This window comes from Flavobacterium sp. FG139, assembly GCF_057809695.1.
Map to the genome: position 1 here is coordinate 144,458 of NZ_JBMDKL010000008.1, position 26,235 is coordinate 170,692.

A 26,235-nucleotide genomic window follows, 5' to 3' on the forward strand; every position below is an offset into this window, starting at 1 on the left:
TTTGTAATTCTAACTTCGTACTTCAAAAAATTACATCATACCTGGCATTCCACCGCCCATTGGCATTCCGCCACCAGCGTTTTCTTCTTTAATATCAATCAAAGCACATTCGGTAGTAAGAATCATTCCTGCAACTGAAGCAGCATTTTCAAGAGCTACGCGAGTTACTTTTTTAGGATCGATGATTCCTGCTTTTAACATGTCTACATATTCGTCTGTTTTGGCATTGTAACCAAAGTTGTCTTTTCCTTCTGAAACTTTTGCCACAACAACCGAACCTTCAAGACCTGCATTTTCAACAATAGTTCTCAAAGGAGACTCTACCGCACGGAACACAATTTGGATTCCGGTTGCTTCGTCAGCATTGTCAGCTTTTACTGTTGCTAAAGCTGCTTTAGCTCTTAACAAAGCGACACCACCACCAGCAACAATTCCTTCTTCAACAGCGGCACGAGTTGCATGTAACGCATCGTCAACACGGTCTTTTTTCTCTTTCATTTCTACTTCAGAAGCAGCACCAACATAAAGAACTGCAACGCCACCAGCTAATTTAGCCAAACGTTCTTGCAATTTTTCTTTGTCATAATCAGAAGTCGTAGTTTCCATTTGACCTTTGATTTGGTTGACTCTATTTTTGATTAAATCGGCATTGCCTGCGCCATTTACAATAGTAGTGTTGTCTTTGTCAATGGCTATTTTTTCGGCAGTTCCCAACATTTCCAAAGTTGCATTTTCTAGAGTGTAACCACTTTCTTCTGCAATTACAGTTCCACCTGTTAAGATAGCAATGTCTTCTAGCATGGCTTTTCTTCGGTCTCCAAATCCAGGTGCTTTTACCGCTGCAATTTTTAGAGCACCGCGTAATTTATTTACAACTAAAGTTGATAAAGCTTCGCCATCAACGTCTTCAGCGATGATTAATAAGGGTTTTCCTGATTGCGCTACGGGTTCTAAAACCGGAAGTAACTCTTTTAAAGAAGATACTTTTTTGTCGTATAAAAGAATGTATGGATTGTCCAATTCTACATTCATTTTCTCTGGATTAGTCACAAAATAGGGAGATAAATAACCTCTGTCAAATTGCATTCCTTCCACCACATCAACATATGTGTCTGTCCCTTTGGCTTCTTCAACAGTAATAACACCTTCTTTACCAACTTTACCAAAAGCAGTTGCAATTAAATCACCAATAACTTCATCGTTATTTGCAGAAATAGAAGCAACTTGCTTAATTTTTTCGGAAGAACTTCCCACTTCTTGAGCTTGTTTTCCTAAATCAGCTACAATGGCTTCAACCGCTTTGTCAATACCTCGTTTTAAATCCATTGGATTCGCGCCAGCAGCAACATTTTTCAAACCTTCTTTAACGATAGCTTGAGCAAGTACAGTGGCTGTTGTAGTTCCGTCACCAGCTAAATCATTGGTTTTTGATGCTACTTCTTTTACCATTTGTGCGCCCATGTTTTCTAATGGGTCTTTCAATTCTACTTCTTTTGCAACTGAAACACCGTCTTTAGTTACCGTTGGTCCACCAAATGATTTTGAAATAATGACATTTCTTCCTTTTGGTCCTAAAGTTACTTTTACTGCGTTTGCTAATGCATCCACTCCGCGTTTTAAACCATCGCGAGCTTCAATATCGAATTTTATATCTTTTGCCATTTTGTTGTTAATTTATGCAATAGGCTTTAAGCTGTAAGCTTTTCCTAATATTGCGATTATTTTATTGTTATGGTATTAAATCGTACTGCTTAATGCCTTTTTTAATTTGAAAATTTTACTTTTAATTGTGTTTATTTTTAAATCTAAATCAGAAAACAATTCTTCAGAAATATAATTTAAATCTTTTGATAGAATTAGTAAGTATTCTGTTTCGTTTGCTGAGCCTAAGGCAATATTTAAAAAATGATTAAATTCCTTGTCGCTATTTCTTCCACATCCTTCACTTATGTTTGTTGGGATTGAAGCTGCAGCTCTACGAATTTGACTGGTTAAACTGTATATTTCATCTTTTGGAAAATTAGAAGTGATTTTATAAACCTCTAAAGTTAGAGAATGGCTCAATTGCCAAATATCATACTTTTTAAAATCTCTCATAGTTTAATGCCTATTGCCTAAAGCTTACAGCTTTAAATTATCGCTAAAATATCGTCTTCACGCATGATTAGATAGTCTTTTCCATCAAATTTTAAATCGGTTCCTGCGTATTTGCCATAAAGAACAGTATCGCCAACTTTTACGGTTAAAGGCTCGTCTTTTTTGCCATTTCCAATAGCAACAACAGTTCCTTTTTGAGGTTTTTCTTTAGCGGTATCAGGAATGATAATTCCCGATGCTGTTTGTGTTTCGGCAGCAGCCGGTTCCACGATGACTCTGTCTGAAAGCGGTTTAATGTTTAATGCCATAATAGGTATATTTTATAATTAATTAAAAATTTAAAGTTTGCAATTGAGTATTCAGAAATTATGCCATTGACACAAAACTGACATATTTTCAGCGAAGGTACTAAAAGTTGGCAAATAGGTAAGACCAAATCCTTTTAGCCCTGACTGGAATGGCATCCTTTGGCTCGTTTTTTTCGAGACAAAGATATAATGGAAGGCAGGAAAAGGGTTTGCAAGAAATCCCAAGCCAATCGCTTCTTAAAGTCAAAAAAAAATCCCGATATGACTCGGGATTTTCTTTGTCGAAATTATAAATTTCTTATTTTTTTACTGGAGCAGCTGGTGTCGTTGCTGGTGCTTTTTCATCAGCTTTTGGTGCTGCCGGTGTTTCTGTTTTGGGAGCTTCTGATTGAGAAGCATCGATAATTTTTTTATTATCACCTGAACCTCCTGAAAAACTCAAGCTTGATAATAAAATTAATGCGATTAATGTAGCAGCCAAAACCCAAGTACTTTTATCTAGAAAGTCGGTTGTTTTTTGAACTCCACCCATTTGTGTAGAGCCACCTAATGAAGAAGATAAGCCGCCTCCTTTGGGATTTTGTACCATAACTACGATGATTAGTAAAAAACAAACGATTGTGATTAATACTAAAAAAATTATAAAATTGCTCATTGTTTAACTATTATTGTTTTGTTGTAAATTTTTAATATTTGAAATTCGGTCTGCAAAGAAACTACTTTTTTCTGGATATTTCAAAATTAATATTTCATAAGCTTGAATTGCTTTTGAAAATTTTTTCTGTTCCAAATAAACTTTGGCTAAAGTTTCAGTCATTAAATAGGATTTGTCCTCTATTATTGGGGCTGAAGCCGTGATAATTTGCTCTTTATCAATAGGCGGAATTTTCGGATTGGCCTGAATAAATTTGTCAATTAGGTCGAGTTTTTTCTTTTTTTCTGGATTTTCTTCGACTGGAATTTCTTTTCGTTCAATAGGTTTTAAACGTGAAAGTTGTAACCATTCTTGAAAAGAGTGTTTTTCTTCTTTAGTGAATTCTAAAGGTTTTCCAATTTCTAATTTTTCTTCTAAGGCTGTTTCAATGGGTTGAGCTTGCGCAATAGAAGATAAAATGGATTGTTCAATTGTATTAACCGACTCGTGTTGTACCTTGTATTCTACCACTTCACTTCCTATTACATCAATGTTTAGAAGTTCGGCGATTTTTTGTTCGTATAGTCCGTTTTGAACCGTAACAAAATTATCTGAAGTTATAAAATCAAACAACACACTTCGGTCTGTAGTATAAGCTGCTGCAACTTTTAAAGCGTAGTTGTATTTGAAACTATCCTGATTGTACAAATGTTTTAATCGCAACACGCGTGCACTTTGAAAAAAGGGAAATTCTTCCATAATTTTTTCCAAAGCATCACTTTGACGCTCATTAATGGCGTCGGGTTTATTGATTAAATACGTGTAATCGGTTAGGTTCAATTTATTTGTTGTTTGGTGTAAAAGGAATTGTAAATTTAATTAAAATCCATGTACTATTTTACCATTTAGCTAAAGACTCGTTAAAAATATCTTGAGTAATTCGCTCAAAAATCACATCTAATGCCGAAGACAAGTTGGCGCCAATGAGTTGTTGATCACCAGGATAATCATAATAAAAAGAAAAAGGTTTTTCAAAATTATCTTCCTCTTTATTGTGGTTAACATAACGCACATTGATGGTAATCGTTAATCGGTTTTGAGAGGCTTTTTGATCGGCTGTTGCAGCCATTGGCGTGATGTTGTAGGCTGTAATTTCTCCTTCATACAACAAGTCACCATTGGTGTTGGTTAGGTTTAAATTCGTTTGATTTTGAATAATTTCTTGCAACTTCAACGTAAATGTTCGTTCAATTCCGGGTTGTACTAACGGCGCATTATTTTGAAAATAATTCACTTGAAATGTTTTAGCGTCAATTTTTCCAGCTCCAGTGAAGTTGTATTTTACACTACAACCAGTTAGTATTAGTGCTGTAAAAATTACGAGAATGTATTTGAAGTACTTCATTTGGATATTAAAAGTCAAAGATATATTTTTTTGTTTTATAAAATGGTAATCCTATTGTAAGGATTTACAAATCGTATTGCTTTATTTTTCGGTATAATGTTCGTTCGGAAATACCTAATTCATCAGCCGCTGCTTTTCGTTTTCCTTTGTTTCGTTCTAACGATTTTTTGATCAATTCAATTTCTTTGGCTTCTAAACGCAGTGGTTCTTCTTCTTCAACAGTTTCGGCAAAGAGGTAGTTGTTGTCGTCACCATCATCTTCAAATTCCTCTTGTTCTGTTTCATTATGGGTAGGAATCATTTCCACTCTTGGTTTTTCATCAAAGAATTTTTCTTCATCCGATTTGCCATATACTTTTTGAATCAAACTCGGATTAATGTCTTGTACTTTGGTGCCGTTTTTCATCAATTCGAGCGTGAGTTTTTTCAGGTCGTTTAAGTCGCTTTTCATGTCAAAAAGCACTTTGTATAGAATATCGCGTTCTGTTGAGAAATCGGAGTTGCTTTTTTTGTCTTTCACCACAGTTGGTAACTGACTTCCTTCTGCTGGAAGGTACGACATTAAGGTTTGAAGTGAAATGTCACGTTTGGTTTCTAAAACCGAAATTTGTTCCGCTGCATTGCGCAATTGGCGAATGTTTCCACTCCAGCGGTACCCTAAAAGATACGGAATAGCGTTTTCATCCAACTTAATTGCCGGCATTTTATATTTGTGAGCAAAATCGGAAGCAAATTTTCGAAATAATAAATGAATGTCATCTTTTCGTTCGCGCAAAGGAGGCAAAGCAATTTCTACAGTGCTCAAACGATAGTATAAATCTTCACGAAATTTACCTTTTTCAATCGCATCAAACATATTAACGTTGGTCGCTGCTACAATACGTACATTGGTTTTTTGTACTTGAGAAGAACCTACTTTAATGAATTCACCATTTTCCAAAACACGTAGTAACCGTACTTGCGTGGTCAGTGGTAATTCGCCAACTTCGTCTAAAAAAATAGTCCCACCATCGGCCACTTCAAAATAACCTTCACGAGTACCGGTAGCGCCTGTAAACGAACCTTTTTCGTGTCCAAAAAGCTCACTATCAATGGTTCCTTCTGGAATAGCACCGCAGTTTACAGCGATGTATTTTCCGTGTTTTCGGTGCGAAAGTGAATGGATGATTTTTGGAATACTTTCTTTACCCACACCACTTTCACCAACCACCAAGACCGAAATATCGGTTGGAGCTACCTGAATAGCTTTTTCTACTGCACGATTGAGTTTTGGGTCGTTCCCAATAATTTCAAATCGTTGTTTTATGTTTTGTATGGATTCCATGTTTTTGAGAATTAAAAGTGAATAACAAAAAGGTTTATTTTAAATTCTTTTTCACACTTAACGTCTTGAAAAGTTCCTTTAAATCATTCAATTGATTGGTGTTTAATTTTGTTTTCACCAATGGAAACGCATTATTTTTTCTTGGGTAGATTAAAATCCAATCTTTTGTTTCTTTAATTAAATAAGTTTCATTCCAATATGAGGTTACTTTAAATGTTTCTCCTTCTTGAGTGTATGAATCTTTGGTAAATGTGATTTTTTGAGTTTCAAAATTTCTTTTGTTGTTTAAAATAGTTTTTTTCATCTGTGCTAATGTCCTGTAATAGATCACAGTCCAAATTACTAAAACTAGGATTAATGGAGTTAACTCAGAAAAATCAAAAATATTTTTCTGTTCTTGGTGCCCTATAGTTCCAGTATCCCACAAATGAGGTGAAAAAATGGAAAAGGACATAAACAGAAAAAGCAAAAAAAAGTATTTTATTTTGAAACCTCTATTTAACAGGTACTTCGATACCTTCGTTAAGTTTTCAATATCAGGCGTGTATTTAATTATGATTTCATTTTCCATTGTCAATTGTTAATTCATCTCACTATAACCAACTGCTTCGCCTATTAAGGTTGCTGTGGTGCAATCGTTTACTTTAACTAAAACAAAATCACCAACCTTGTAATCACCTTTAGGGAAAACAGTCACCACGTTTTCAGAAATTCTGCCGCTCCAATGTGCGTTTGATTTTTTGGATTCTTTTTCAATCAATACTTCAACCGTTTGGTTTAAGAAACGTGAGGTTCGTTCTTCGCTCAATTTCTGTTGTAAATCCACGATTTCTTGTAATCTACGTTTCTTAACTTCTTCAGGAACATCGTCTTCCATTTTTCTAGCAGCCAAAGTTCCAGGTCGTTCCGAATAGGCAAACATATAACCGAAGTCATATTTTACATATTCCATTAAGGATAAAGTATCTTGGTGATCTTCTTCGGTTTCGGTTGGAAAACCCGTAATCATGTCTTGCGAGATCGAACAATTTGGAATAATACGTTTGATCTTATCAATTAATTCCATGTATTCTTCACGCGTATGCTGACGGTTCATTTCCTTTAAAATTCGCGTGCTGCCGCTTTGAACAGGCAAGTGAATGTAGTTGCACACATTATCGTATTTAGCAATTACATACAACACTTCTTCGTGCATGTCTTGCGGATTGGACGTTGAAAATCGAAAACGCATCTTCGGAAATTGAATGGCACACATTTCTAACAATTGTGCAAAATCAACTGCTGTTGCTCTTTGCATTTCGGTCGCTTTGTCGTAATCTTTTTTCAATCCACCACCATACCAAAGGTAACTGTCCACATTCTGACCTAAAAGACACACTTCTTTAAAGCCTCTGTTCCATAAATCTTGGATTTCTTCTAAAATACTTTGCGGTTCACGACTGCGTTCACGTCCGCGAGTAAAAGGGACTACGCAAAAGGTACACATGTTATCGCAACCACGGGTTATGGAAACAAAAGCATTCACACCATTACTGTTCAAACGAACAGGTGCTACATCGCCATAGGTTTCATCTTTTGATAAAATTACGTTGATGGCATCACGACCTTCTTCCACTTCCTTCAAAAGATTGGGTAAATCTTTATAAGCATCGGGACCCACAACCAAATCAACAATTTTTTCTTGTTCCAAAAATTGGTCTTTCAAACGTTCGGCCATACATCCTAAAACACCTACTTTCATACTCGGATTGATACTGCGTTTTACCGCATTGTATTTCTCCAATCGCTTGCGAATGGTTTGCTCGGCTTTGTCTCTAATAGAACACGTATTTACTAAAACCAAATCGGCTTCCTCTAAATTTTGAGTAGTGTTATACCCTTGTCCTGTTAAAATTGAAGCTACAATTTCACTGTCCGAAAAGTTCATGGCGCAACCATAACTTTCTATAAAAAGCTTTTTTGAATTTTCTTCTTTTTGCTCTAAAACCAAACTTTGGCCTTGTATTTTTTCGTTAATTTCCTTTTCCATAAAATCGATTAGTAAAAATCAGTCTGCAAAGATAATACTAAATTATAAAATCTGACAAGATGGCAGACAATGTTTAACATAGTTTTATTGGAAGCGAATGGTTTGGGCTTTTTGGGTTTCCTTTTTCCCGCTTTTGTTCCATTTTTTTTGTTTTTTAGAGTGGAAGTGCGATAGACTTCTTTTGAGTAAAACAAAAAAGAATTTCACGTCAATCGGGGCTAACGAGCTATCCTTTTTTGTGAAATTTAGTACCTATAATAAGGTATTTGATTTTGATAGAAATACTTTTAAAATGCTAAAATAATCGACAAAAACCCAAAATTTAAAAAAAACCTATACTTTTGCCGAATAAACAAAAACCAAAATGGCAAAGAATTTAGTAATCGTTGAGTCACCGGCTAAAGCAAAAACTATCGAGAAGTTTCTGGGTTCCGACTATCAAGTGGAATCGAGTTATGGACATATTGCCGACTTGCCTTCTAAAGAAATAGGAGTAGATGTTGCGCATGGGTTTAAACCCAGATATGAGGTTTCTGCCGATAAAAAAGCCTTGGTTACCAAATTAAAAGGATTAGCTAAAAATGCCGAGATGGTTTGGTTAGCATCCGATGAGGACCGTGAGGGAGAAGCCATTTCTTGGCACTTATCAGAAGAATTAAAATTAGATCCCAAGAAAACCAAACGTATCGTTTTTCACGAGATTACTAAAACAGCCATTCAAAAAGCAATTGAAAATCCAAGAGGAATTGATTACAATCTGGTAAATGCGCAACAAGCTCGTAGGGTTTTAGATCGTTTGGTAGGATATGAATTGTCGCCAGTTCTTTGGAAAAAAGTAAAAGGTGGTCTTTCGGCTGGCCGTGTACAATCGGTTTCGGTTCGTTTAATTGTGGAGAGAGAACGTGAAATACAAGATTTCAACGCTGATGCTTCATATAGTATTACGGCTGAATTTACCAACGAAGCAGGAAAAACATTCAAAGCCAAATTGCCGAAGAACTTTGCAACCAAAAAAGAAGCGGAAGATTTCTTGAATAAAAATATTGGTTCTACCTATAAAGTAGGTGACCTAGAAACCAAACCCACTAAAAAATCACCAGCAGCACCCTTTACAACTTCTACGTTGCAACAGGAAGCCGCTAGAAAATTGTATTTGCCAGTTGGAATTACCATGCAAATTGCACAACGCTTGTATGAAGCTGGATTGATTACTTATATGAGAACGGATAGTGTGAATCTTTCTCAAGAAGCGATGGCAGCGGCTGAAGCCGAAATAACAAGTTATTATGGTGAGGAGTTTAGCAAGCCAAGAAGTTTTAATACCAAATCAAAAGGAGCACAAGAAGCACACGAAGCGATTCGTCCAACCGATATGTCACGTCATACGGTAAATGTAGAACGCGACCAAGCACGTTTATATGAATTAATTTGGAAAAGAACATTAGCTTCTCAAATGAGCGACGCCGAACTGGAGCGTACTAATGTGAAAATAGAAGCTAATAATTATAGTGAAACCTTTACAGCTACAGGTGAGGTAATCAAATTTGAAGGGTTTTTAAAAGTATACCTTGAAGGACATGATGACGATGAAGAAGAACAAGAAGGGATGTTGCCAGCAATGAAAATCAATGAAAAATTGACTAATAATTACATTATGGCAACCGAACGTTTTTCACGTCCACCAAGCCGTTACACCGAAGCATCGTTAGTTAAGAAGTTGGAAGAATTAGGTATTGGTCGTCCTTCTACTTATGCGCCAACTATTTCTACCATTATTGCAAGAACCTATGTAGAAAAAGGAAGTTTTGAAGGTCAAGAACGTAAATACCATCAAATTGTGTTAAAAAATGCCGAAGTCAAAGCGCAAGTTTTAACAGAAAACGTAGGCTCGGATAAAGGAAAATTAGTTCCAACCGATATCGGAATTATCGTAAATGATTTCTTAGTAAAAAACTTTGAAACCATTTTAGATTATAATTTTACGGCTAAGGTCGAACAAGATTTTGATGAAATTGCCGAAGGAAATGTAGATTGGGCAAAAATGATGAATGATTTCTATTCGCATTTTCATCCTAATGTACTTGATGTTGAAAAAAATGCTGATAGAGAAAGCGGTGAACGAATTTTAGGAATTCATCCTGTATCAGGAAAGCCAGTATCTGTTCGTTTAGGAAAATATGGAGCTATGGCTCAAATTGGGAGTGCAGATGACGAGAACAAACAATTTGCAAGTTTGCGTCAAGATCAGAATATTGGTAACATTACTTTGGAAGAAGTATTGAATTTGTTTTTACTTCCAAAACAATTAGGAACCTATAAAGGAGAAGTAATCGAAGTAAATAATGGTCGTTTTGGTCCTTATGTAAAATTTGGAACACAATTTATTTCATTGCCAAAAGGGATGGATCCTATGGATGCTACTATGGAAATTGCGCAAGGATTAATTGATGAAAAAGCTCAAGCGGAAGCGCCAATTGGGATGTATGATAATTTACCAGTTCAAAAAGGAGTGGGTCGTTTTGGACCGTTTCTAAAATGGAATGGCATTTTTATCAATGTAAACAAGAAATATAATTTTGATAACTTGTCGCAATCTGATATTAACGAATTGATAGAAGAGAAGCAACAAAAAGACATTGATAAAGTACTTCACGATTGGAAAGAAGAAGGAATAAAAGTTGAAAAAGCACGTTGGGGTCGTTCGGTGATTACAAAAGGTAAAATCAAAATTGAATTAAATAAAGATGTAGATGCTTCAAAATTGACTCTGGCTCAAGTTCAAGAAATGATTGAAAAAAAGGCACCTGCCAAAAAAGCTACGACCAAGAAAGCACCGGCAAAAAAAGCAACCACTAAAAAGAAGTAACCAATGGAATTTGATTTTTTAAGTCCACTAGATACTGATTTAATCATTGATATCAAGCAATTGTCTTCACAGCATTTGTCGAGTAAAGTGGTATTTCATACAGAACATGATTTTCCTGATGTTTCTAAAGTTCGTATTGCAATTGTTGGAGTTTTAGAAAATAGAGGAGGAGTTGAATCCACATCAATTGATTTGTCGTATGTAAGAAGGGAATTATATAGTCTTTTTCCAGGAAACTGGAGTCATACTATTGCTGATTTAGGAGATATTTTACCAAGTAATTCTCCAGAAGACACTTATTATGCAGTGCAAAAAGTGGTTTCCAGATTAATAAAGAATAATGTTATTCCTATAGTAATTGGCGGTTCTCAAGATTTGACTTATGCACTTTACCGTGGATATGATGATTTAGAACAAATGGTAAATTTAGTTGCTATTGATCCAAAATTTGATTTTGGAAAGCAAGATGGAATGGTTTCTTCAGAATCTTTTTTATCAAAGATAGTTTTAGAAGAGCCAAACAATCTTTTTAATTATTGTAATATTGGTTATCAAACTTATTATAATTCTCAGGAAGAGATTGATTTAATCGAAAAATTATATTTTGATGCCTACAGATTAGGTGAAGTGTGTAATTCGATTTCAATAGCTGAGCCTGTTTTTAGAGATGCCGATTTAGTGAGCTTGGATCTGAATTCAGTGAAATCATCTGATTCTGGAAATTTTAATAATTTTCAGCCTAATGGTTTTAATGGAAAAGAAATATGTGCCTTGTCAAGATATGCGGGCATTAGTGATAAAGTTTCTTGTTTAGGTATTTTCAATCAGATGGGAACAAAACAAGAATCGGTTTTGATTGCGCAAATTGTTTGGTATTTTATAGAAGGTGTTCATTACCGATCTAATGAATATCCATTTGGAAGTAAAGAAAATTATAGTAAATACACCGTGCCATTTGAGGAAGAAGATATTGTGTTTTTCAAAAGCGACAAAACGGAAAGATGGTGGATTGAGATACCTTTTTTTACAAACTCGCACAATAAACTTAAAAAGAATACGTTATTACCATGTTCTCACGAAGATTATTTGGCGGCTTGTAACCATGAATTCCCAGAACGATGGTGGAAAGCACAACGTAAAAGTATTTTGTGATACTATAGTAAATAAAAATCTTATAAATCTTTTCTAACATTGATTTTGTAAGTATTTGAATACAAAAAAACACTAAAACGACTAATAATCGTTAAATGTTGCATTTTATCGACAAATTTATTTTGATAAAAAATATATAATTGTATTTTTGGTCAAGGAAAGTAAATTTTAAGATATAAATAATTGTTTTTTTCAAAAATAATAGATAGGTTTACGCCCTTAAAAAAAGAATACATAATTAACCCAAATTTATATGAAGAAGTTCATTGCATTTGCATCTGTTTTAACCCTATTAGTGAGCTGTGGTAAGTCTAGCGACAAAGGTGAATTAGTTGGAGTTAAAGGTAAAAAATGGCATCCAGAGAAACCATTCGGAATGACTTTAGTTCCTGGTGGAGCATACATTATGGGTAAATCAGATGATGATTTAGCTAATGTTCAGGACGCTCCTACCAAAACAGTAACTGTTAGATCATTCTATATGGATGAAACTGAAATCACAAACAGTGAGTACCGTCAATTTGTAGAATGGGTTAAAGATTCTATTATTAGAGTTCGTTTGGCTATACTTGCAGATGAAGTGGGACAAAAACCAGGGTCAGGTAAAGGTGGTAAAGGTGGAGGAAGCATTGGTGATTTTGCATTCGCTGATCAAGATCCTGCTAAAATGACACCTTACGATAAGTACATGTACGAGAACTATTATAGTGTTGGTACTACTGACGATCCTTATGCTGGAAGAAAATTGAACAGAAAAGTGAAATTGATTACGGATACGTCTAAATATCCAGATGAGTATTATACCGAAGTTATGGATACTATGTATCTTCCAGTTTCTGAATCATTTAACGGATTAAGAACAATTGATGTAGATAAATTGAAATTTCATTATTCATGGATGGATATTCAAGCTGCTGCAAAAGCCAAAGTAGGTAAAAGAAGCAAGTTTATAAAAACAGAAAATACTAAAGTATATCCTGATACTACAGTTTGGATTAAAGATTTTGCCTATTCTTATAATGAACCAATGCACAATGATTATTTTTGGCACCAAGCTTATGGAGATTATCCAGTAGTTGGAGTGAATTGGAAACAGGCAAAAGCATTTTGTGCTTGGAGAACTTTGAATAAAAATATTTATGTTAAAAAGAAAAAAGGAAGAGATTTAATCAACTCTTTCCGATTGCCAACTGAAGCTGAGTGGGAATATGCTGCTCGTGGAGGTCTGCAATCAGGTAATTACCCTTGGGGTGGTCCTTACACTAAAAATGACAGAGGATGTTTTATGGCAAACTTCAAACCAAGCAGAGGGGATTATGCAGCTGATCAGGCACTCTATACTGTTGAAGCTAAATCGTATCAGCCAAATGGATACAATCTTTATAACATGTCCGGAAACGTAGCGGAATGGACTGATTCGTCTTATGATGCTTCAGCTTACGAATATGTTTCAACTATGAATCCAAATGTACCTGATACTTCTAATAAACGTAAAGTAGTTAGAGGTGGTTCTTGGAAAGATGTTTCTTACTTTTTACAAGTTGGAACTAGAGATTTCGAATATCAAGATACAGCAAGAAGCTACATTGGTTTTAGAACTGTTCAAGATTATATGGGAACTCAAACTACAGGTGGTGGGAAAAAACCTGGAAAAATCTAAAATTTAGAATATTAACTAACTTAATTATATTAAACTTAACTAACTAAAATTTTTTTTATTATGGCATTAATTCCTAAAAGAGTAATGAATTTCACCTATGGTATGGGTGCGGCAGTTGTAATCGTTGGAGCATTATTTAAAATCCAACACTGGCCTGGTGCAAGTGCACTACTTATTACTGGATTGTTAACAGAGGCTTTCATCTTTGCACTATCTGCATTTGAACCTGTTGATGTTGAATTAGATTGGTCTTTGGTGTATCCTGAATTAGCAGGAGGTCAAGCAAAAGAAAAAACAAAGAAAGCTGAGGATCCAAAAGATGCTCAAGGGTTACTTTCTCAAAAATTAGACAATATGTTGAAAGAAGCTAAAATTGACGGAGAGTTAATGGCTAGCTTAGGAAATAGCATTAAAAACTTTGAAGGAGCTGCAAAATCAATTTCTCCAACAGTTGATGCTATGGCAGGACAAAAGAAATACGCTGAAGAAATGGGTAAAGCAGCCTCTCAAATGGAAGCTTTAAATGGTTTATACCAAGTTCAATTACAAAGCGCAGAAAGAAACGCAAAAATCAATGAAGAAGTTGCTGAAAACAACTTAAAATTAAAAGATCAAATGCAATCATTAACATCTAATTTGTCTACATTAAATAATGTATACGGTGGTATGTTGTCTGCTATGAATAACAAAGGATAATTAGTTTTTAAACTAAATTTTATTAAATTAACATTAAAAACTAACTAGAAAAAATGGCAGGAGGAAAATTAACCCCTAGACAGAAGATGATTAACCTGATGTATCTGGTTTTCATCGCGATGTTGGCATTGAATATGTCGAAAGAAGTACTATCAGCATTTGGATTAATGAATGAAAAATTCGAAAGTGCTAATGTTGCTTCTCAAGCGAATAATGCAAAATTATTGCAACTTATAGATCAAAAAGGTACTGAAAATAAAGGATTATATGGTCCAGCTATGAATGCTGCTGATAAAATCGCTGCAATTTCAAAAACTTTTTACGATTACGTTGGTTCATTGAAAACAGATGCTACCTTTGGAGTAGAAGTTGAAAAGAAAACAGGTAAGTTACCATATGAAGCTATGGACAAAGGGCCTCACATTGATGAGACTTGGTTCAAAGGAGATAACTACTCAGCTAAGGGTACTGCAATTGTCGCAGCAATCAACAAATATGTTGCTGATATGAAAGCTGCTGTAGCTAGCGAACCGAGTTTGTCAAAAAAATTGTCTCCAATAATTGCTGACTTAGAATCAAAATTTAATACGGCAGATGTTAAAGATGGTGAAGGAGTAACTAAAAAATATTTATCATACCATTTCGAACATTTTCCAGCTATTGCTTCTTTAGCAAAATTAACTGCTTGGCAAAATGACGTTAAAAAAGCGGAATTTGATTGTTACAATTCCTTATTAGGAGGTGCTGCTGTTGATGCTGCGTCTATGAAAAACTATACAGCTTTAGTTGTATTAGAGAAAAGTGCATACTTTCAAGGTGAAGCTGTAAAAGGTAAAGTGGTTTTAGGTCGTTACGATGAAAACACAAAACCAACCTCTTTCCAAGGACCTGGTAAAATTGAAAATGGTCAAGCTGTTATCTCTATGACTGCTGGATCTATTGGAGAGCAAAACATTAATGGTCAATTTACATTTATGGAAGATGGAAAGCCAGTGCCGTTAAAATTTGAAGGTAAATATGTTGTTATTCCACGTCCAAACTCTGCTAACATATCTGCTGATAAAATGAATGTAGTGTATAGAGGTTTACCTAACCCTATGACTATTTCATTTGCTGGTATCGGTGATAATAATGTTACAGCATCTGCTCCAGGTTTAACCAAAGCTGGTGCAAATGGTAAATATATACTTAACCCTGGTTCAGGAGATGAAGTTATAGTTAATGTTACTGGAAAAATGTCAGATGGAAAAACAGTTGCAGATAAAAAACCTTTTAGAATTAAAGGTATTCCTGCACCTCAAGCTGCTATCGGTGGAACTGCTGGTTCTCAAAAAGGAGCAAAGTCTCGTTTACAATCATCTCAAATAACTGCTATTTTGCCTGACTTTTTATACGATTTAAAATTTCAAGTAACTCAGTTTGTATTGAAAGTTCCAGGACAAGCATCTATTGTTGTTAATGGTGACCGTTTGAATGCTCAATGTATTTCTGCCCTTGGTAGAGCAACAAAAGGTGATCAGATTACTATTTCGGATGTAAAAACAAAAATTATTGGAGAAGGTTCTGGTATTCAAACTAAGACTGCAGCGCCTGCAATATTCGAAATACAATAATAATTTAAGTTAGACGTTATAAATCTACTTAGATAACTTAGAATATAAATTATGAAATTGAAAAACCTTTTATTAGTTGTTATGGCTGTTGTTGGAAGTTCTGCTTCTAACGCTCAATCCAATTTATTAAATGCCAAAGTCCCTTCCGAAATTGGAAAGAAAACGGCTGCTCAAATGGAATCTGATAACGACAAACCACTTCCATATGGTTATGTACATGATAGAGATGTATTGATGGGTAAAACGGTATGGGAACTTGTTGATGTGGATGAAAGAATCAATTTTCCATTGTATTATCCGGTAGATACAGCTTTTGTTGGTAAAGACAGACGTTCTCTATTTGCAGTGTTGTTAAAAGGTATTAAAGAAGGAAAAATCACTGAGGTTTATGGTGATGATTACTTTAATAGTAAAAAAACGCTTAAAGATATGGAAAGTGTTTTTAAATATAGAGACACAATCCCAGCTGGAATAGATGAGTTTAATACTGATATTGAAGGTTATAAGTCGGGTAAAAAGGTTTTGGATAAGCAATATATCAATGAAACAGAATTGGATGCCTCTGATATATCTGGTTACAAAATAAAAGGGTATTGGTATTTTGACAAACGTCAAAGTGAGTTAAAATATAGATTACTTGCTATTTGTCCTATGGCCACTGAAGCTAGAGATAAAGCTAAAGGTAACACTGATGCAATCGAATTGTTTTGGGTTTACTTCCCTTCCATACGAGACATCCTTCATGACGCGAAAGCATTTAATGACAAGAATTCTGCTATGCCAATAACATTTGATCATCTTCTGAATTCCAGACGTTTTAACGGCGTTATTTACAAAGAAGAAAATGTGTATGGTGATAGACAAATTGATCAATACATGAAAGATAATGCACAGATGCAGTTGTTAGAATCAGAACGAGTTAAAGAAAAAATTCGTAACTTCGAGCAAGACATGTGGAATTACTAATTTAAGTTTTTCAAACAATATTAAAAAACTCTTACCTTTGGTAGGAGTTTTTTTTTATTTATAAATCTCCATATCTTACCATTTCATGTTAGATTATATTATAGTTGGCTCTGGACTAGCAGGAATAGCTTTTTCTGAAGTAGCTCTTCAAAACAATAAAACCATTATTGTTTTTAATAACCAATCTCAAAATTCCTCTAAAATTGCAGGCGGTTTATACAATCCTGTAATTCTTAAACGATTTAGTGAAGTTTGGAAGGCTAACGAACAGTTGGAACTACTATATCCATTTTATCAAAATTTGGAACAAAAACTCGGCATAATACTAGACTATAAATTGCCGCTATTAAGAAAATTTTATTCTGCAGAAGAACAAAATAATTGGTTTTCAGCATCTGATAAGCCTAATTTATCTAAGTTTCTATCGACTGATTTAATCACAAAAAAATGGAATTTTATTTCTTCTCCTTTTAATTTTGGAGAAGTTTTGTTTTCAGGTTATGTTGATACGGCTTTATTAGTATCGTCTTACAAGTCTTTTTTGATTGAAGAGAATTCCTATAAAGATGAAACTTTTGATTATTCCCAATTAAAAATTTATGATGATTTTGTAGAATATAAAAATATCAAAGCAAAACATATCGTCTTCGCAGAAGGATTTGGAATGCTTTCCAATCCGTTTTTTAATGCATTACCACTTGACGGAACTAAAGGCGAATTACTTCTTATAAAAGCACCCAATTTGAATTTAGAGGTTATCGTAAAATCATCAATTTTTATTTTACCTGTTGGAAATGATTTGTATAAAGTAGGCGCTACTTATAATTGGGAAGACAAAACCAATACACCAACAGAAGCTGCTAAAAAGGAGTTAGTAGAAAATCTAAAAGAATTAATTAACTGCGATTTTGAAATAATAGAGCATTATGCAGGTGTTCGACCCACTGTTAAAGACCGTAGACCATTAGTGGGTACTCATCCACTGCACAACAACATTCATGTGCTTAACGGACTCGGTACAAGAGGTGTGATGCTAGCACCAGCTATGGCAACTGATTTATTTAATCATATTGAAAATAATATTCCTTTAGACAAGAATATTGACATTCGTAGAATTAAGAATTTTGTTTCCAGTTTTTGTCAAAATGGATAAACATATTAATGTAGATATTTCTGGCCAATCGTGCTGTCACAGGCATTAATACTAGAATGCCAATAATAATTCCTATAAATGTGGTCAATACATCAAATCCTAAAATAACATTTAGAATAATGAATATGGCAACACCCATAGCAACAGTCAATCCATAACTCACATACATGGCTCCATAAAAAAATGACGGTTCAATCATATATTGAGTATGACAATGGCTACAGGTTTCATTCATTTTGTATAAAGAGCCTAGTTTGTATGGGTTTTTTTCTACATACATACTTTCTTCTTGACATTTAGGACAACTTCCTGTTAAAATACTATTTAATGTGCTTCCTTTTTTTAACATTTGCAAAAAATTTAACTTCTTTTGAATTGATCTTGTGACTTAGAGTCTTCAAAGGTAATCTTTAAGGAAGTTTTTATGGTAACAATTGTAACAAAATATATGCTTAATATTCATAATTTATCGGTTTCTTTTGGTGGTTCGTATCTTTTTGAAGAAGTAACTTTTCGTTTAGGTTCTGGCGATAGAGTGGGTCTTGTTGGAAAAAATGGCGCTGGTAAATCAACCATGTTGAAAATTCTTGCTGGTGATTTTAAACCAGATTCGGGACAAATTGCCACAGAAAAAGAAGTGAGAATGGGATTCCTTCGTCAAGATATCGATTTTGAACAAGGTCGAACCGTTCTTGAAGAAGCGTATGAGGCATTTACTGAAATTAAAATGGTTGAAAAAAAATTAGAAGAAGTCAACCATCTTTTAGTAACGCGTACCGATTATGAAAGCGAAGAGTACAGTCAAATAATTGAAGATTTATCCGAATATACCCATCGATTTGAATTGCTTGGCGGATATAATTATGTAGGCGATACAGAGAAAATCCTTCTTGGTTTAGGTTTTAAAAGAGAAGTGTTTAATAATCAAACCGATACTTTTTCCGGTGGATGGCGTATGCGTATCGAATTGGCAAAACTGCTTTTACAATCTAATGATATATTGCTTCTCGATGAGCCAACCAACCACTTGGATATTGAAAGTATCATATGGCTAGAAGGATTTTTAAGAAATTTTCCTGGTGTAGTTGTTATTGTTTCTCACGACAAGATGTTCTTGGATAATGTTACCAATAGAACCATAGAAATTTCTTTAGGTAAGGCCTATGATTTCAATAAGCCATATTCTGAATATCTAGAATTACGTCATGAAATTAGAGAAAAGCAATTGGCTACCCAAAAAAATCAAGCCAAGAAAATTGAAGAAACTGAAAAATTAATTGAAAAGTTCCGTGCCAAAGCTTCTAAAGCTTCAATGGCGCAATCGCTTATCAAAAAATTAGATAAAGTAGAACGTATTGAAGTTGATGAAGATGATAATTCGGTAATGAATATCTCGTTTCCAGTTTCAAAAGTTCCCGGAAAAGTAGTTATTGAAGCTGAAAATGTAACCAAAGCGTATGGCGATAAAGTCATTCTAAAAGACATTTCGTTATTGGTTGAACGCGGCAGCAAGATTGCTTTTGTAGGTCAAAATGGCCAAGGGAAATCAACTTTTATTAAAGCAATCGTAAACGAATTTGAATTCCAAGGAGAAATTAAATTAGGACATAATGTTCAAGTAGGCTATTTTGCTCAAAATCAAGCTGAATATTTAGATGGGGAAATCACGTTGCTAGAAACTATGGAAAATGCCGCGACTGATACCAATCGTTCTAAAGTTCGCGATATGTTAGGATCATTTCTTTTCCGAGGTGATGATGTTGATAAAAAGGTTAAAGTGCTTTCTGGAGGTGAACGAAACCGTTTGGCGTTGTGTAAATTGCTATTGCAACCTATCAATGTTTTGGTGATGGATGAGCCTACCAACCACTTAGATATTAAATCTAAGAATGTATTGAAAGCAGCACTACAGAAATATGAAGGAACGTTGCTTTTGGTGTCTCACGACAGGGATTTCCTTCAAGGCATGTCGAATATTGTATACGAATTTAAAGATCAAAAAATCAAAGAATATTTGGGCGACATCAATTTCTTCTTAGAACAGCGCAATATGGAAAACATGCGTGAAGTAGAAAAGAAGGATATTGAGAAAAAAGAAGCTCCAAAAGAAACGAATAAGATTTCGTATGAAGATCAAAAGAAAGGGAAATCGCTCCAGAATCGTTTGAGTAAAATTGAAAGTCAAATTCAACAATTGGAGAAAGACATTCAAGCCGATGATAAGGCATTGGCTTCGAATTATGATAAACATATTGAAGACGCCTCTTTTTTCATAGCTTACAATAAAAAGAAAGCCGAATTAGATAAGCTTTTAGAAGATTGGGAAGTGGTGCAAGGTGAAATTGATAGTATGTAACAAAAAAAGAGTTCCAATTTAGGAGCTCTTTTTTTGCTTATTCTTTATTGAATGTTGCTTTATAAAAGGTAGTGTCTTTTTTCTCGTCAAAATATACTTTACGATTGTTTTTATTTTGCAATTCGAAAGTATCGTTTACCACAAATTTTACTTCGGTAAATTTATAACCAGTTTCTCCTGTGATTGTAATCTGATATAAACTATCTTTTTTAAGAACGTCCATTTCCATATCGTTATCCCAAGAAAGCGGTTTGTCGTTACCCCGAATTCCTACTTTTTTGATATTTTTTATTTTGGATACATCCAAAGTGAAAACCACCGTTCTTTTGTATGATTTTTGAACACAACTAACAGTCAGTAAAACAATAAATAATAGCACAATTTTTTTCATGATTTTTTCTTTTTTGTGATTAAATAATCTATTCCAAATCGTCCTGAACCTAAAATTAGCGTAAACAAACTTACCCATAGAAATCCCATAGCAGGAAGACAATTCCATAAACCGTTACTGATTTGTTGCATGAAGATGGCAACCAACATGGTGCCTAATATTAAAAAGGAAGCGATTCGTGTTTGAAAACCAAACAACAAAAACATTCCTCCAACAGCTTCACTAAAAGCGCCCATCCAAGCAAAAAATGCTGGAAATAAGGCAAAGATGCCACCATATGCCGCTACATCTTTTGGAAACCAAAAAGCAACTTCAAACAATCCTAAATTATTGTCGACTGGCGACCAAGGTAAACCAAATTTTGCCGCGCCAAAATCGGAAGTTAATAAATACCCACAAATGATTCTGGGTAGTGCTAATAAGAAGTCTTGCCACCAAAAAGGCATTAAAATAGGCTTTGTTATTCGATGTGTTATTTTCATGATGATTGATTTGATAATTAAAACTTCTTAATTTTTGTAACCCATTGATAATCCGGTGTCACCTGTAACATATAAATCCACCGAGGCTACTTCATTTGATTTGTTTTCAATAACGAGCGCGGTATTGCTTTCTGCTTTTACAGTAACCGTTTCGTTTGGAATTACAGTAATTGGTGAGTATGTTCCTCCGGTTATCGGAGCCATTACTATTTTTATATCATGATTGGATACATTTTTTAGTTTCACTTTAAAAGTTCCATGTTCATTATTTCCTAACACAAAACTTTCATTAGGTTTTATGGTGGTGTTAGAAGTTAAAGAACCAAATACGCTACACGAAGTAATAGCAATGGAGAAAACAAGAGTTGAAATTGCATTTTTCATTTGATACATTTTTAATGAAACCTTTTAATTGGTTTTCTGGTTGTTTGATGAGGCAAAGTTGCGGCATTGCCTGCAATCAAACGCTTCAAATTATAATTTGAGACAAAGTCAATTGGTATCAAATCATAATTAAAGAAAAATGCTAGTAAAATGGGGAGTTAATACCAAATGATTTGATACGTTTCAAATTTCATTTAGAAATTCTTTTGGCGAAATTCGAGTATTTTTTTTGAAAGCACGATTGAAAGTAGCCTTTGAATTGAACCCACAATCATAAGCAATCCCTAAAAGTGTAGATTGTTTATGTTCGCCATTGGCAAATTTTATTTTAACAGCTTCAATACGGTAGTTATTGATGAAGTCATTAAAGTTCATTTTAAATCCTTGGTTGATGGCTTTTGAAATCACGGCAACATTAGTCTGTAATTTTTTGGCAACATCAGTGATGTTTAATTCGGGATTTTGGTATAATTTCTCTTCTCGAATAAGCGATTCTATTTTTACTTTCCACTGTTCAATTTCAGGAGAAATAGTGGTTTCTAAATAACTATGTTCAATATCAATTGTTAGTTCTTCAGAAACTGAATTAGGAGATTCATTTAGTAATAATATTGGATTTTTATCAAATCCTATTTGGAATGGAATACCCGCATTTATGGAATTGGAATACCCCACGATGGCAATGTAATACATCACAACAGAGAAGAAAAGAAAAAACCACCAACTTCCTTTGTAGCTGTTTAATTCAGGAAAAAAATAACAAATTACATCAAAAAAAATGGGCAATAAGAGCATTATTAAAAAGGCCATCAAGTAGGTTTTAATCCATTTGAACAAGATGCTATCAGCATAACTTACCACTTGATAAATTAGTTTTTTATAAGAATTATAATATCGAATGGAAAGAATAAAATACGCAATCATAGATACTAATCCTGTTTTTTGATACCAATTATCAAAGTCTTTATCCATACCGTTTTTATAGAAAAAGTACTCGTGTAAAATGAGTTTGTCATACACCCACATGCCTGTTATATACAGTAAGTAAAGTATACCCGGAATTAAGTGTAAAGCTTCTTTTTTAGTAAATTTAAAATTAGGATTTAACAAGCTTTGCGTATAGAAAAAAATAATTGGCCCAATAAATAGCAAGTGTTGCAAAGGCAAATAAAATAAGATATCTCTGTAAGGTTGGTTGTCGTACCAGCCAGCAAAACCAAGCATCCAAGGCGCAATATATAAACTACATAAGAAAATAAATAAGCTCAACCAATAATTGGATTTATTCTCGGTTTTAATCGCTTTTGTTAATAGCAGCGCACTGTAAAGAATTCCTTGTGAGAAAGAAATGAGGAGAAGTGAACTATAAAAACCAAATTCAAAAAGCATACGACTATTTTGGTAAATATAATTTCAAATGTAAGCTATAAAATTGTAAAAATGCAATTATTTAAACGGATGGCGTAATTGCCATTCAATAGTGGGCTCTAATTTTTCAAAAAAATTCTTGAGATGTTTATTGATTAAGGTAGTGTTGTGGTAGATAAATCCTGACATTTTCACCGGAACTGCTCCAATAGAACTTTTAATTTCTAGAGCTGTTCTTCCAAAAATAATTTTTTTAAATCCATGTTCAATACCATATTCAGTCATGTTGTAAAGCATGTTCAAATAGAGCATGTTTTCTTTTTGTACTTTCGAATCGTAGCCTAAAAAATAGGTTTCTAAAACAGTTCCGTTGAGTAATATCGTGTGAAATCCAACAAGTTTTTCTTCTAAAAAATAGCCAAATACCAAGAAATGATTTAGACATTGACTTTTCATTACTGAGAAATGGTTTTTAGAGAGAAAGAACGTATTAAACGGCGCATTTTTGGCCACATAATAATACAGCTCGTATATCGTTTCTTCATACTTGATAATTTCATCTAACGATAATTCTTTAACGATAATCCCATCAAATTTCTTATGAGCACGTTTGTATTGATCTCGGTATTTCTTCGAAAAAGCATTGACGTAATCGGCTTTAGTTTTCCATTGTTCATCAATATATAAAATCATATTGGGTTGTGAATTAAACTCATACATAGTAGAAAAGGTATGTTTTTTCAATTCGACCGAGCAATTTTCATAAAAATCTTTAAAGGAAACAATATGGATTTGGATCTTGTTTTTTTTGAAATAGTTAGTGATTTCCTTAGCACTTTCAAGTAAGATAGTACTAATGTATTTTAAATCTATCGTTTTAGAAAAGGCATAACCATTTTGCCCAGTAATCATATTGTTTCCCATGAATAGAGTATGAGAAGCAAATTTTCTAAAAATTAGGTTCCGAATAATAGTTTTAAAACATTTATCGCGTTCACCAAAAGATTCCAATTGGTTTAAATTTAAGTACTGAGCTAATGATACACCAATGAGTTCTTGGTTTTCAAAAATGGCAATGTAAAAGCATTGCATATTAACGGGTGCCGATTTTTCTAATACTTGCAAATAATGAGATTGTAAAAAAACATTATTATTGGCAATGGTGTCCCAGTTTTTGGGAAGATCGCTAACCTTGTTAAGTATTTTAAATGAGAGTCCTTGCATAAAAAAAATCGCTCCACAAATGTAGAGCGATGAAGTTATAATTAAATGTTAAAATTATTTCATAGCACAAATTATTCCGCCCATGAGCATGCAAGCTACAACCCAATATCCACCTGCAACTAAAACATATTTCCAGCTTCTTCTTTCGTAAAGAGCTCCAACTCCAATTACTGGTAAAGCAAAAAATAATCCAGTCATAAATCCATGTAATGCACCGTGTTTGAAAGTTCTGTAAGTATCTCCATAAGCGGCCATATAATTGGTAAGTACCGATGGGTCTACACCTTTAATGTTAACCGTTGCAGAATTTGCTCCCATTTGATGAATCACCAAAAATTGAAGTGTAAATGCAATAAAAAAAGCATACAAAATTGACATCCCAAAAATGACAATCATATTACTACCTTTCATTTTTTCTTCTGTTATTCCAGCTTCTTTCATCCAGATCGTTCCAAATACTTTTGGATTGTACCAAATAAATCCAACAACTAACGTTGATAATGCCGCAAGCAATAATGCTAAAAAGTTAATGTTCATAGTTTTAAGTTTAATTGATTAGTATAACAAATATAGGAAAATTATTTTTCAAAAAAATAAGATTTTTTTGTAAGAATAAGAATACGTAAAGTCACAAAATAATTCAAAAAAATGTTGTTCGTCGATTTTATTTGTTTATAAACGACTTTATGTGTTGTTTTACATTACCAAATCAAATAAACATGAAAGCAACAATTACATTCTTAGTATCTCTTTTTGTTTCAGTAGCTGCTTTTGCAGAAGTACCAACAGCTGAAAAAAATGCACTTATCAAGTTTCATAAATCTACTCATGGAGATCAATGGAAATCGAAGTGGGATTTGACAAAGCCAGTTTCTACTTGGCAAGGTGTTAGTGTCGTAAATGATAAGGTTGTTGGAATTGATTTGTCAGATAATAATGTATCGGGTACAATTCCGGCTCAAATATCAGATTTGAAAAACTTACAATCTTTAGTATTGTTTAAAAATAGTATTGAAGGTTCATTGCCAAAAACAATTGGTGATATGAAATCTTTGAAAGTATTGAATGTTTCTTTCAATAAACTTTCGGGTTCTATTCCTGCTGAGTTAACAAAAGCTTCGGCATTGACTGAAATTTCTCTTTTCATGAATAATTTATCTGGGTCTATTCCTAGTGAAATAGGTTCACTTTCAAATTTGCAAGTATTGTCATTATACAATAATAACTTAACTGGTGAAATCCCAAATTCCACCTACGAATTGAAATCTCTAAAAGTATTACAACTAAACAGTAATCAATTAACAGGAAACTTGAGTAATTCGGTAGCTAATTTAGTTTCTTTGGAAAGTTTGAGTTTATTTGATAATAAAATGAGAGGTCAAGTTCCATTTGATTTAGAAAAATTGAAAAATCTTAATGAAATGAACATTTCTTATAACAATTTTAATGGTGTTGTATCAAGTAAATTGGCTAAGAAAGATGTAATGAACATGACGATGGTTGACCAATATGGTGTTGCTACTACTTTAAAAGTTGATGTGGAAAAAGACAAAGCAGTTGCTGAAGAAGAATAATAAATAGTTTTTAAGTTCATTTATAAAAAAAACCTTAATGAAATCTCATTAAGGTTTTTTTGTTCTAGATAATGATAATTAATCTTCCGTTCCTTCTCCAGTTTTTCGGTAGATGAAATTACCATAAATATGACGTTTTGCAAATCGATTTGGCGATTCTGCGTTCACCATTTTGATGTAAATATTTTTTGGAATCCCAATGTATTCATAAGACATTCCATTTACGTAAGTAACAAATAGGGTTTGTTTTTCTAAATAGAAATCAAGGATATTGTAATTGTTTATGGTTTCTTGGTATTCTGGCAAATTTTTCTCAACCGTTTCATTGGAAATACTTACCAAAAAATGATAGGCATTAATGATGTTCTTACTTTTTTCTTCTGCGGCAAGTCTACCTTCATCATCATTTACAAACTTATCGGGATGACTGTCTTTCATCGCGTTTCTGTAGATGGTTTTCAATTCTTTTAAAGTTACATTTTTGTCAACTTCCAATAACTTTCTGTATTCAACAACTCTTTTCATAAACTAAATTTCTATTAAATAATAAAAG

At 33.7% G+C, this 26,235-nt stretch carries 26 protein-coding genes; 9 read left to right on the top strand and 17 right to left on the bottom strand.

Features of this window, described 5'->3' with window-relative positions; translation table 11 throughout:
- Positions 1-30: 30 nt before the first annotated feature.
- The 9 genes from groL to miaB form a co-directional block, all read right to left on the bottom strand.
- A complete protein-coding gene (gene groL / locus ACODSI_RS08800) occupies positions 31-1,662 on the bottom strand; it encodes a chaperonin GroEL (protein ID WP_488916472.1) in 1,632 nt (543 codons plus the stop codon).
- A gap of 75 nt (positions 1,663-1,737) precedes the next feature.
- The gene (locus ACODSI_RS08805) at positions 1,738-2,097 is read right to left on the bottom strand and encodes a four helix bundle protein (RefSeq protein ID WP_488916473.1); all 360 of its coding nucleotides are present in this window, start codon (positions 2,095-2,097) and stop codon (positions 1,738-1,740) included.
- 32 nt (positions 2,098-2,129) lie between these two features.
- A complete protein-coding gene (locus ACODSI_RS08810) occupies positions 2,130-2,405 on the bottom strand; it encodes a co-chaperone GroES (RefSeq protein WP_488916474.1) in 276 nt (91 codons plus the stop codon).
- Positions 2,406-2,703: 298 nt separating this feature from the next.
- Entirely contained in the window at positions 2,704-3,060 is a 357-nt protein-coding gene (gene secG, locus ACODSI_RS08815; protein ID WP_488916475.1) for a preprotein translocase subunit SecG, read from the bottom strand.
- Positions 3,061-3,063: 3 nt separating this feature from the next.
- Positions 3,064-3,879 carry a DUF8458 domain-containing protein gene (locus tag ACODSI_RS08820; protein ID WP_488916476.1) on the bottom strand — a complete coding sequence of 272 codons (816 nt, stop codon included), beginning with the start codon at positions 3,877-3,879 and terminating at the stop codon, positions 3,064-3,066.
- A 58-nt stretch (positions 3,880-3,937) separates the two neighbouring features.
- Positions 3,938-4,444: an LptE family protein gene (locus ACODSI_RS08825; RefSeq protein ID WP_488916508.1), complete on the bottom strand. Its 507-nt coding sequence runs from the start codon at positions 4,442-4,444 to the stop codon at positions 3,938-3,940.
- 64 nt (positions 4,445-4,508) lie between these two features.
- Positions 4,509-5,768, bottom strand: coding sequence for a sigma-54 interaction domain-containing protein (locus ACODSI_RS08830; protein WP_488916477.1), 1,260 nt, complete (start codon positions 5,766-5,768; stop codon positions 4,509-4,511).
- A 34-nt stretch (positions 5,769-5,802) separates the two neighbouring features.
- Positions 5,803-6,222, bottom strand: a complete 420-nt coding sequence (locus ACODSI_RS08835; protein ID WP_488916478.1) for a hypothetical protein — start codon at positions 6,220-6,222, stop codon at positions 5,803-5,805.
- Positions 6,223-6,348: 126 nt separating this feature from the next.
- Positions 6,349-7,797, bottom strand: a complete 1,449-nt coding sequence (gene miaB / locus ACODSI_RS08840) for a tRNA (N6-isopentenyl adenosine(37)-C2)-methylthiotransferase MiaB (protein WP_488916479.1) — start codon at positions 7,795-7,797, stop codon at positions 6,349-6,351.
- A 364-nt stretch (positions 7,798-8,161) separates the two neighbouring features.
- Here miaB and topA point away from each other — a divergent pair, with 364 nt between their 5' ends.
- The 7 genes from topA (at position 8,162) to ACODSI_RS08875 (ending at position 17,903) form a co-directional block, all read left to right on the top strand.
- Positions 8,162-10,663, top strand: coding sequence for a type I DNA topoisomerase (topA, locus tag ACODSI_RS08845; protein WP_488916480.1), 2,502 nt, complete (start codon positions 8,162-8,164; stop codon positions 10,661-10,663).
- Positions 10,664-10,666: 3 nt separating this feature from the next.
- Positions 10,667-11,815 (top strand): formimidoylglutamase, encoded by a 1,149-nt coding sequence (locus ACODSI_RS08850; RefSeq protein ID WP_488916481.1) that lies wholly within the window; start codon positions 10,667-10,669, stop codon positions 11,813-11,815.
- A gap of 253 nt (positions 11,816-12,068) precedes the next feature.
- Positions 12,069-13,475: a T9SS ring complex lipoprotein PorK/GldK gene (gene porK / locus ACODSI_RS08855; RefSeq protein ID WP_488916482.1), complete on the top strand. Its 1,407-nt coding sequence runs from the start codon at positions 12,069-12,071 to the stop codon at positions 13,473-13,475.
- Between the two features lie 60 nt (positions 13,476-13,535).
- Entirely contained in the window at positions 13,536-14,171 is a 636-nt protein-coding gene (gene porL, locus ACODSI_RS08860) for a type IX secretion system motor protein PorL/GldL (protein ID WP_488916483.1), read from the top strand.
- Positions 14,172-14,224: 53 nt separating this feature from the next.
- Positions 14,225-15,784: a type IX secretion system motor protein PorM/GldM gene (gene porM / locus ACODSI_RS08865; protein ID WP_488916484.1), complete on the top strand. Its 1,560-nt coding sequence runs from the start codon at positions 14,225-14,227 to the stop codon at positions 15,782-15,784.
- A 51-nt stretch (positions 15,785-15,835) separates the two neighbouring features.
- Complete coding sequence (gene porN, locus ACODSI_RS08870) at positions 15,836-16,750, top strand: type IX secretion system ring subunit PorN/GldN (RefSeq protein ID WP_488916485.1); 915 nt, start codon at positions 15,836-15,838, stop codon at positions 16,748-16,750.
- A gap of 85 nt (positions 16,751-16,835) precedes the next feature.
- Positions 16,836-17,903, top strand: coding sequence for an NAD(P)/FAD-dependent oxidoreductase (locus ACODSI_RS08875; RefSeq protein ID WP_488916486.1), 1,068 nt, complete (start codon positions 16,836-16,838; stop codon positions 17,901-17,903).
- Here the strand turns inward: ACODSI_RS08875 and ACODSI_RS08880 are convergent.
- On the bottom strand, positions 17,866-18,252 hold the full coding sequence (locus ACODSI_RS08880; protein WP_488916487.1) for a DUF983 domain-containing protein: 387 nt from the start codon (positions 18,250-18,252) through the stop codon (positions 17,866-17,868). The genes ACODSI_RS08875 and ACODSI_RS08880 overlap by 38 nt on opposite strands.
- A gap of 99 nt (positions 18,253-18,351) precedes the next feature.
- On the opposite strand from ACODSI_RS08880, the gene ACODSI_RS08885 reads away from it, so the two are divergent.
- Entirely contained in the window at positions 18,352-20,259 is a 1,908-nt protein-coding gene (locus tag ACODSI_RS08885) for an ABC-F family ATP-binding cassette domain-containing protein (protein WP_488916488.1), read from the top strand.
- Positions 20,260-20,296: 37 nt separating this feature from the next.
- Here the strand turns inward: ACODSI_RS08885 and ACODSI_RS08890 are convergent, their stop codons facing one another.
- The 6 genes from ACODSI_RS08890 to ACODSI_RS08915 all read right to left on the bottom strand — a co-directional run bounded on the left by ACODSI_RS08890 (position 20,297) and on the right by ACODSI_RS08915 (position 24,645).
- The gene (locus ACODSI_RS08890) at positions 20,297-20,650 is read right to left on the bottom strand and encodes a hypothetical protein (RefSeq protein ID WP_488916489.1); all 354 of its coding nucleotides are present in this window, start codon (positions 20,648-20,650) and stop codon (positions 20,297-20,299) included.
- Entirely contained in the window at positions 20,647-21,132 is a 486-nt protein-coding gene (locus ACODSI_RS08895) for a DoxX family protein (RefSeq protein ID WP_488916490.1), read from the bottom strand. Before ACODSI_RS08895 ends, ACODSI_RS08890 begins: the two co-directional genes overlap by 4 nt.
- A 27-nt stretch (positions 21,133-21,159) precedes the next feature.
- A complete protein-coding gene (locus ACODSI_RS08900) occupies positions 21,160-21,516 on the bottom strand; it encodes a hypothetical protein (RefSeq protein WP_488916491.1) in 357 nt (118 codons plus the stop codon).
- 183 nt (positions 21,517-21,699) lie between these two features.
- On the bottom strand, positions 21,700-22,905 hold the full coding sequence (locus ACODSI_RS08905; protein ID WP_488916492.1) for a helix-turn-helix domain-containing protein: 1,206 nt from the start codon (positions 22,903-22,905) through the stop codon (positions 21,700-21,702).
- 57 nt (positions 22,906-22,962) lie between these two features.
- On the bottom strand, positions 22,963-24,108 hold the full coding sequence (locus tag ACODSI_RS08910) for an 8-amino-7-oxononanoate synthase (protein ID WP_488916493.1): 1,146 nt from the start codon (positions 24,106-24,108) through the stop codon (positions 22,963-22,965).
- A gap of 54 nt (positions 24,109-24,162) precedes the next feature.
- Positions 24,163-24,645 (bottom strand): DUF1761 domain-containing protein, encoded by a 483-nt coding sequence (locus ACODSI_RS08915; RefSeq protein ID WP_488916494.1) that lies wholly within the window; start codon positions 24,643-24,645, stop codon positions 24,163-24,165.
- A 182-nt stretch (positions 24,646-24,827) separates the two neighbouring features.
- On the opposite strand from ACODSI_RS08915, the gene ACODSI_RS08920 reads away from it, so the two are divergent.
- Complete coding sequence (locus ACODSI_RS08920) at positions 24,828-25,682, top strand: leucine-rich repeat domain-containing protein (protein ID WP_488916495.1); 855 nt, start codon at positions 24,828-24,830, stop codon at positions 25,680-25,682.
- Positions 25,683-25,760: 78 nt separating this feature from the next.
- On the opposite strand, the gene ACODSI_RS08925 is transcribed toward ACODSI_RS08920, so the two are convergent.
- The gene (locus ACODSI_RS08925) at positions 25,761-26,207 is read right to left on the bottom strand and encodes a KTSC domain-containing protein (RefSeq protein ID WP_488916496.1); all 447 of its coding nucleotides are present in this window, start codon (positions 26,205-26,207) and stop codon (positions 25,761-25,763) included.
- Between the last annotated feature and the right edge of the window lie 28 nt (positions 26,208-26,235).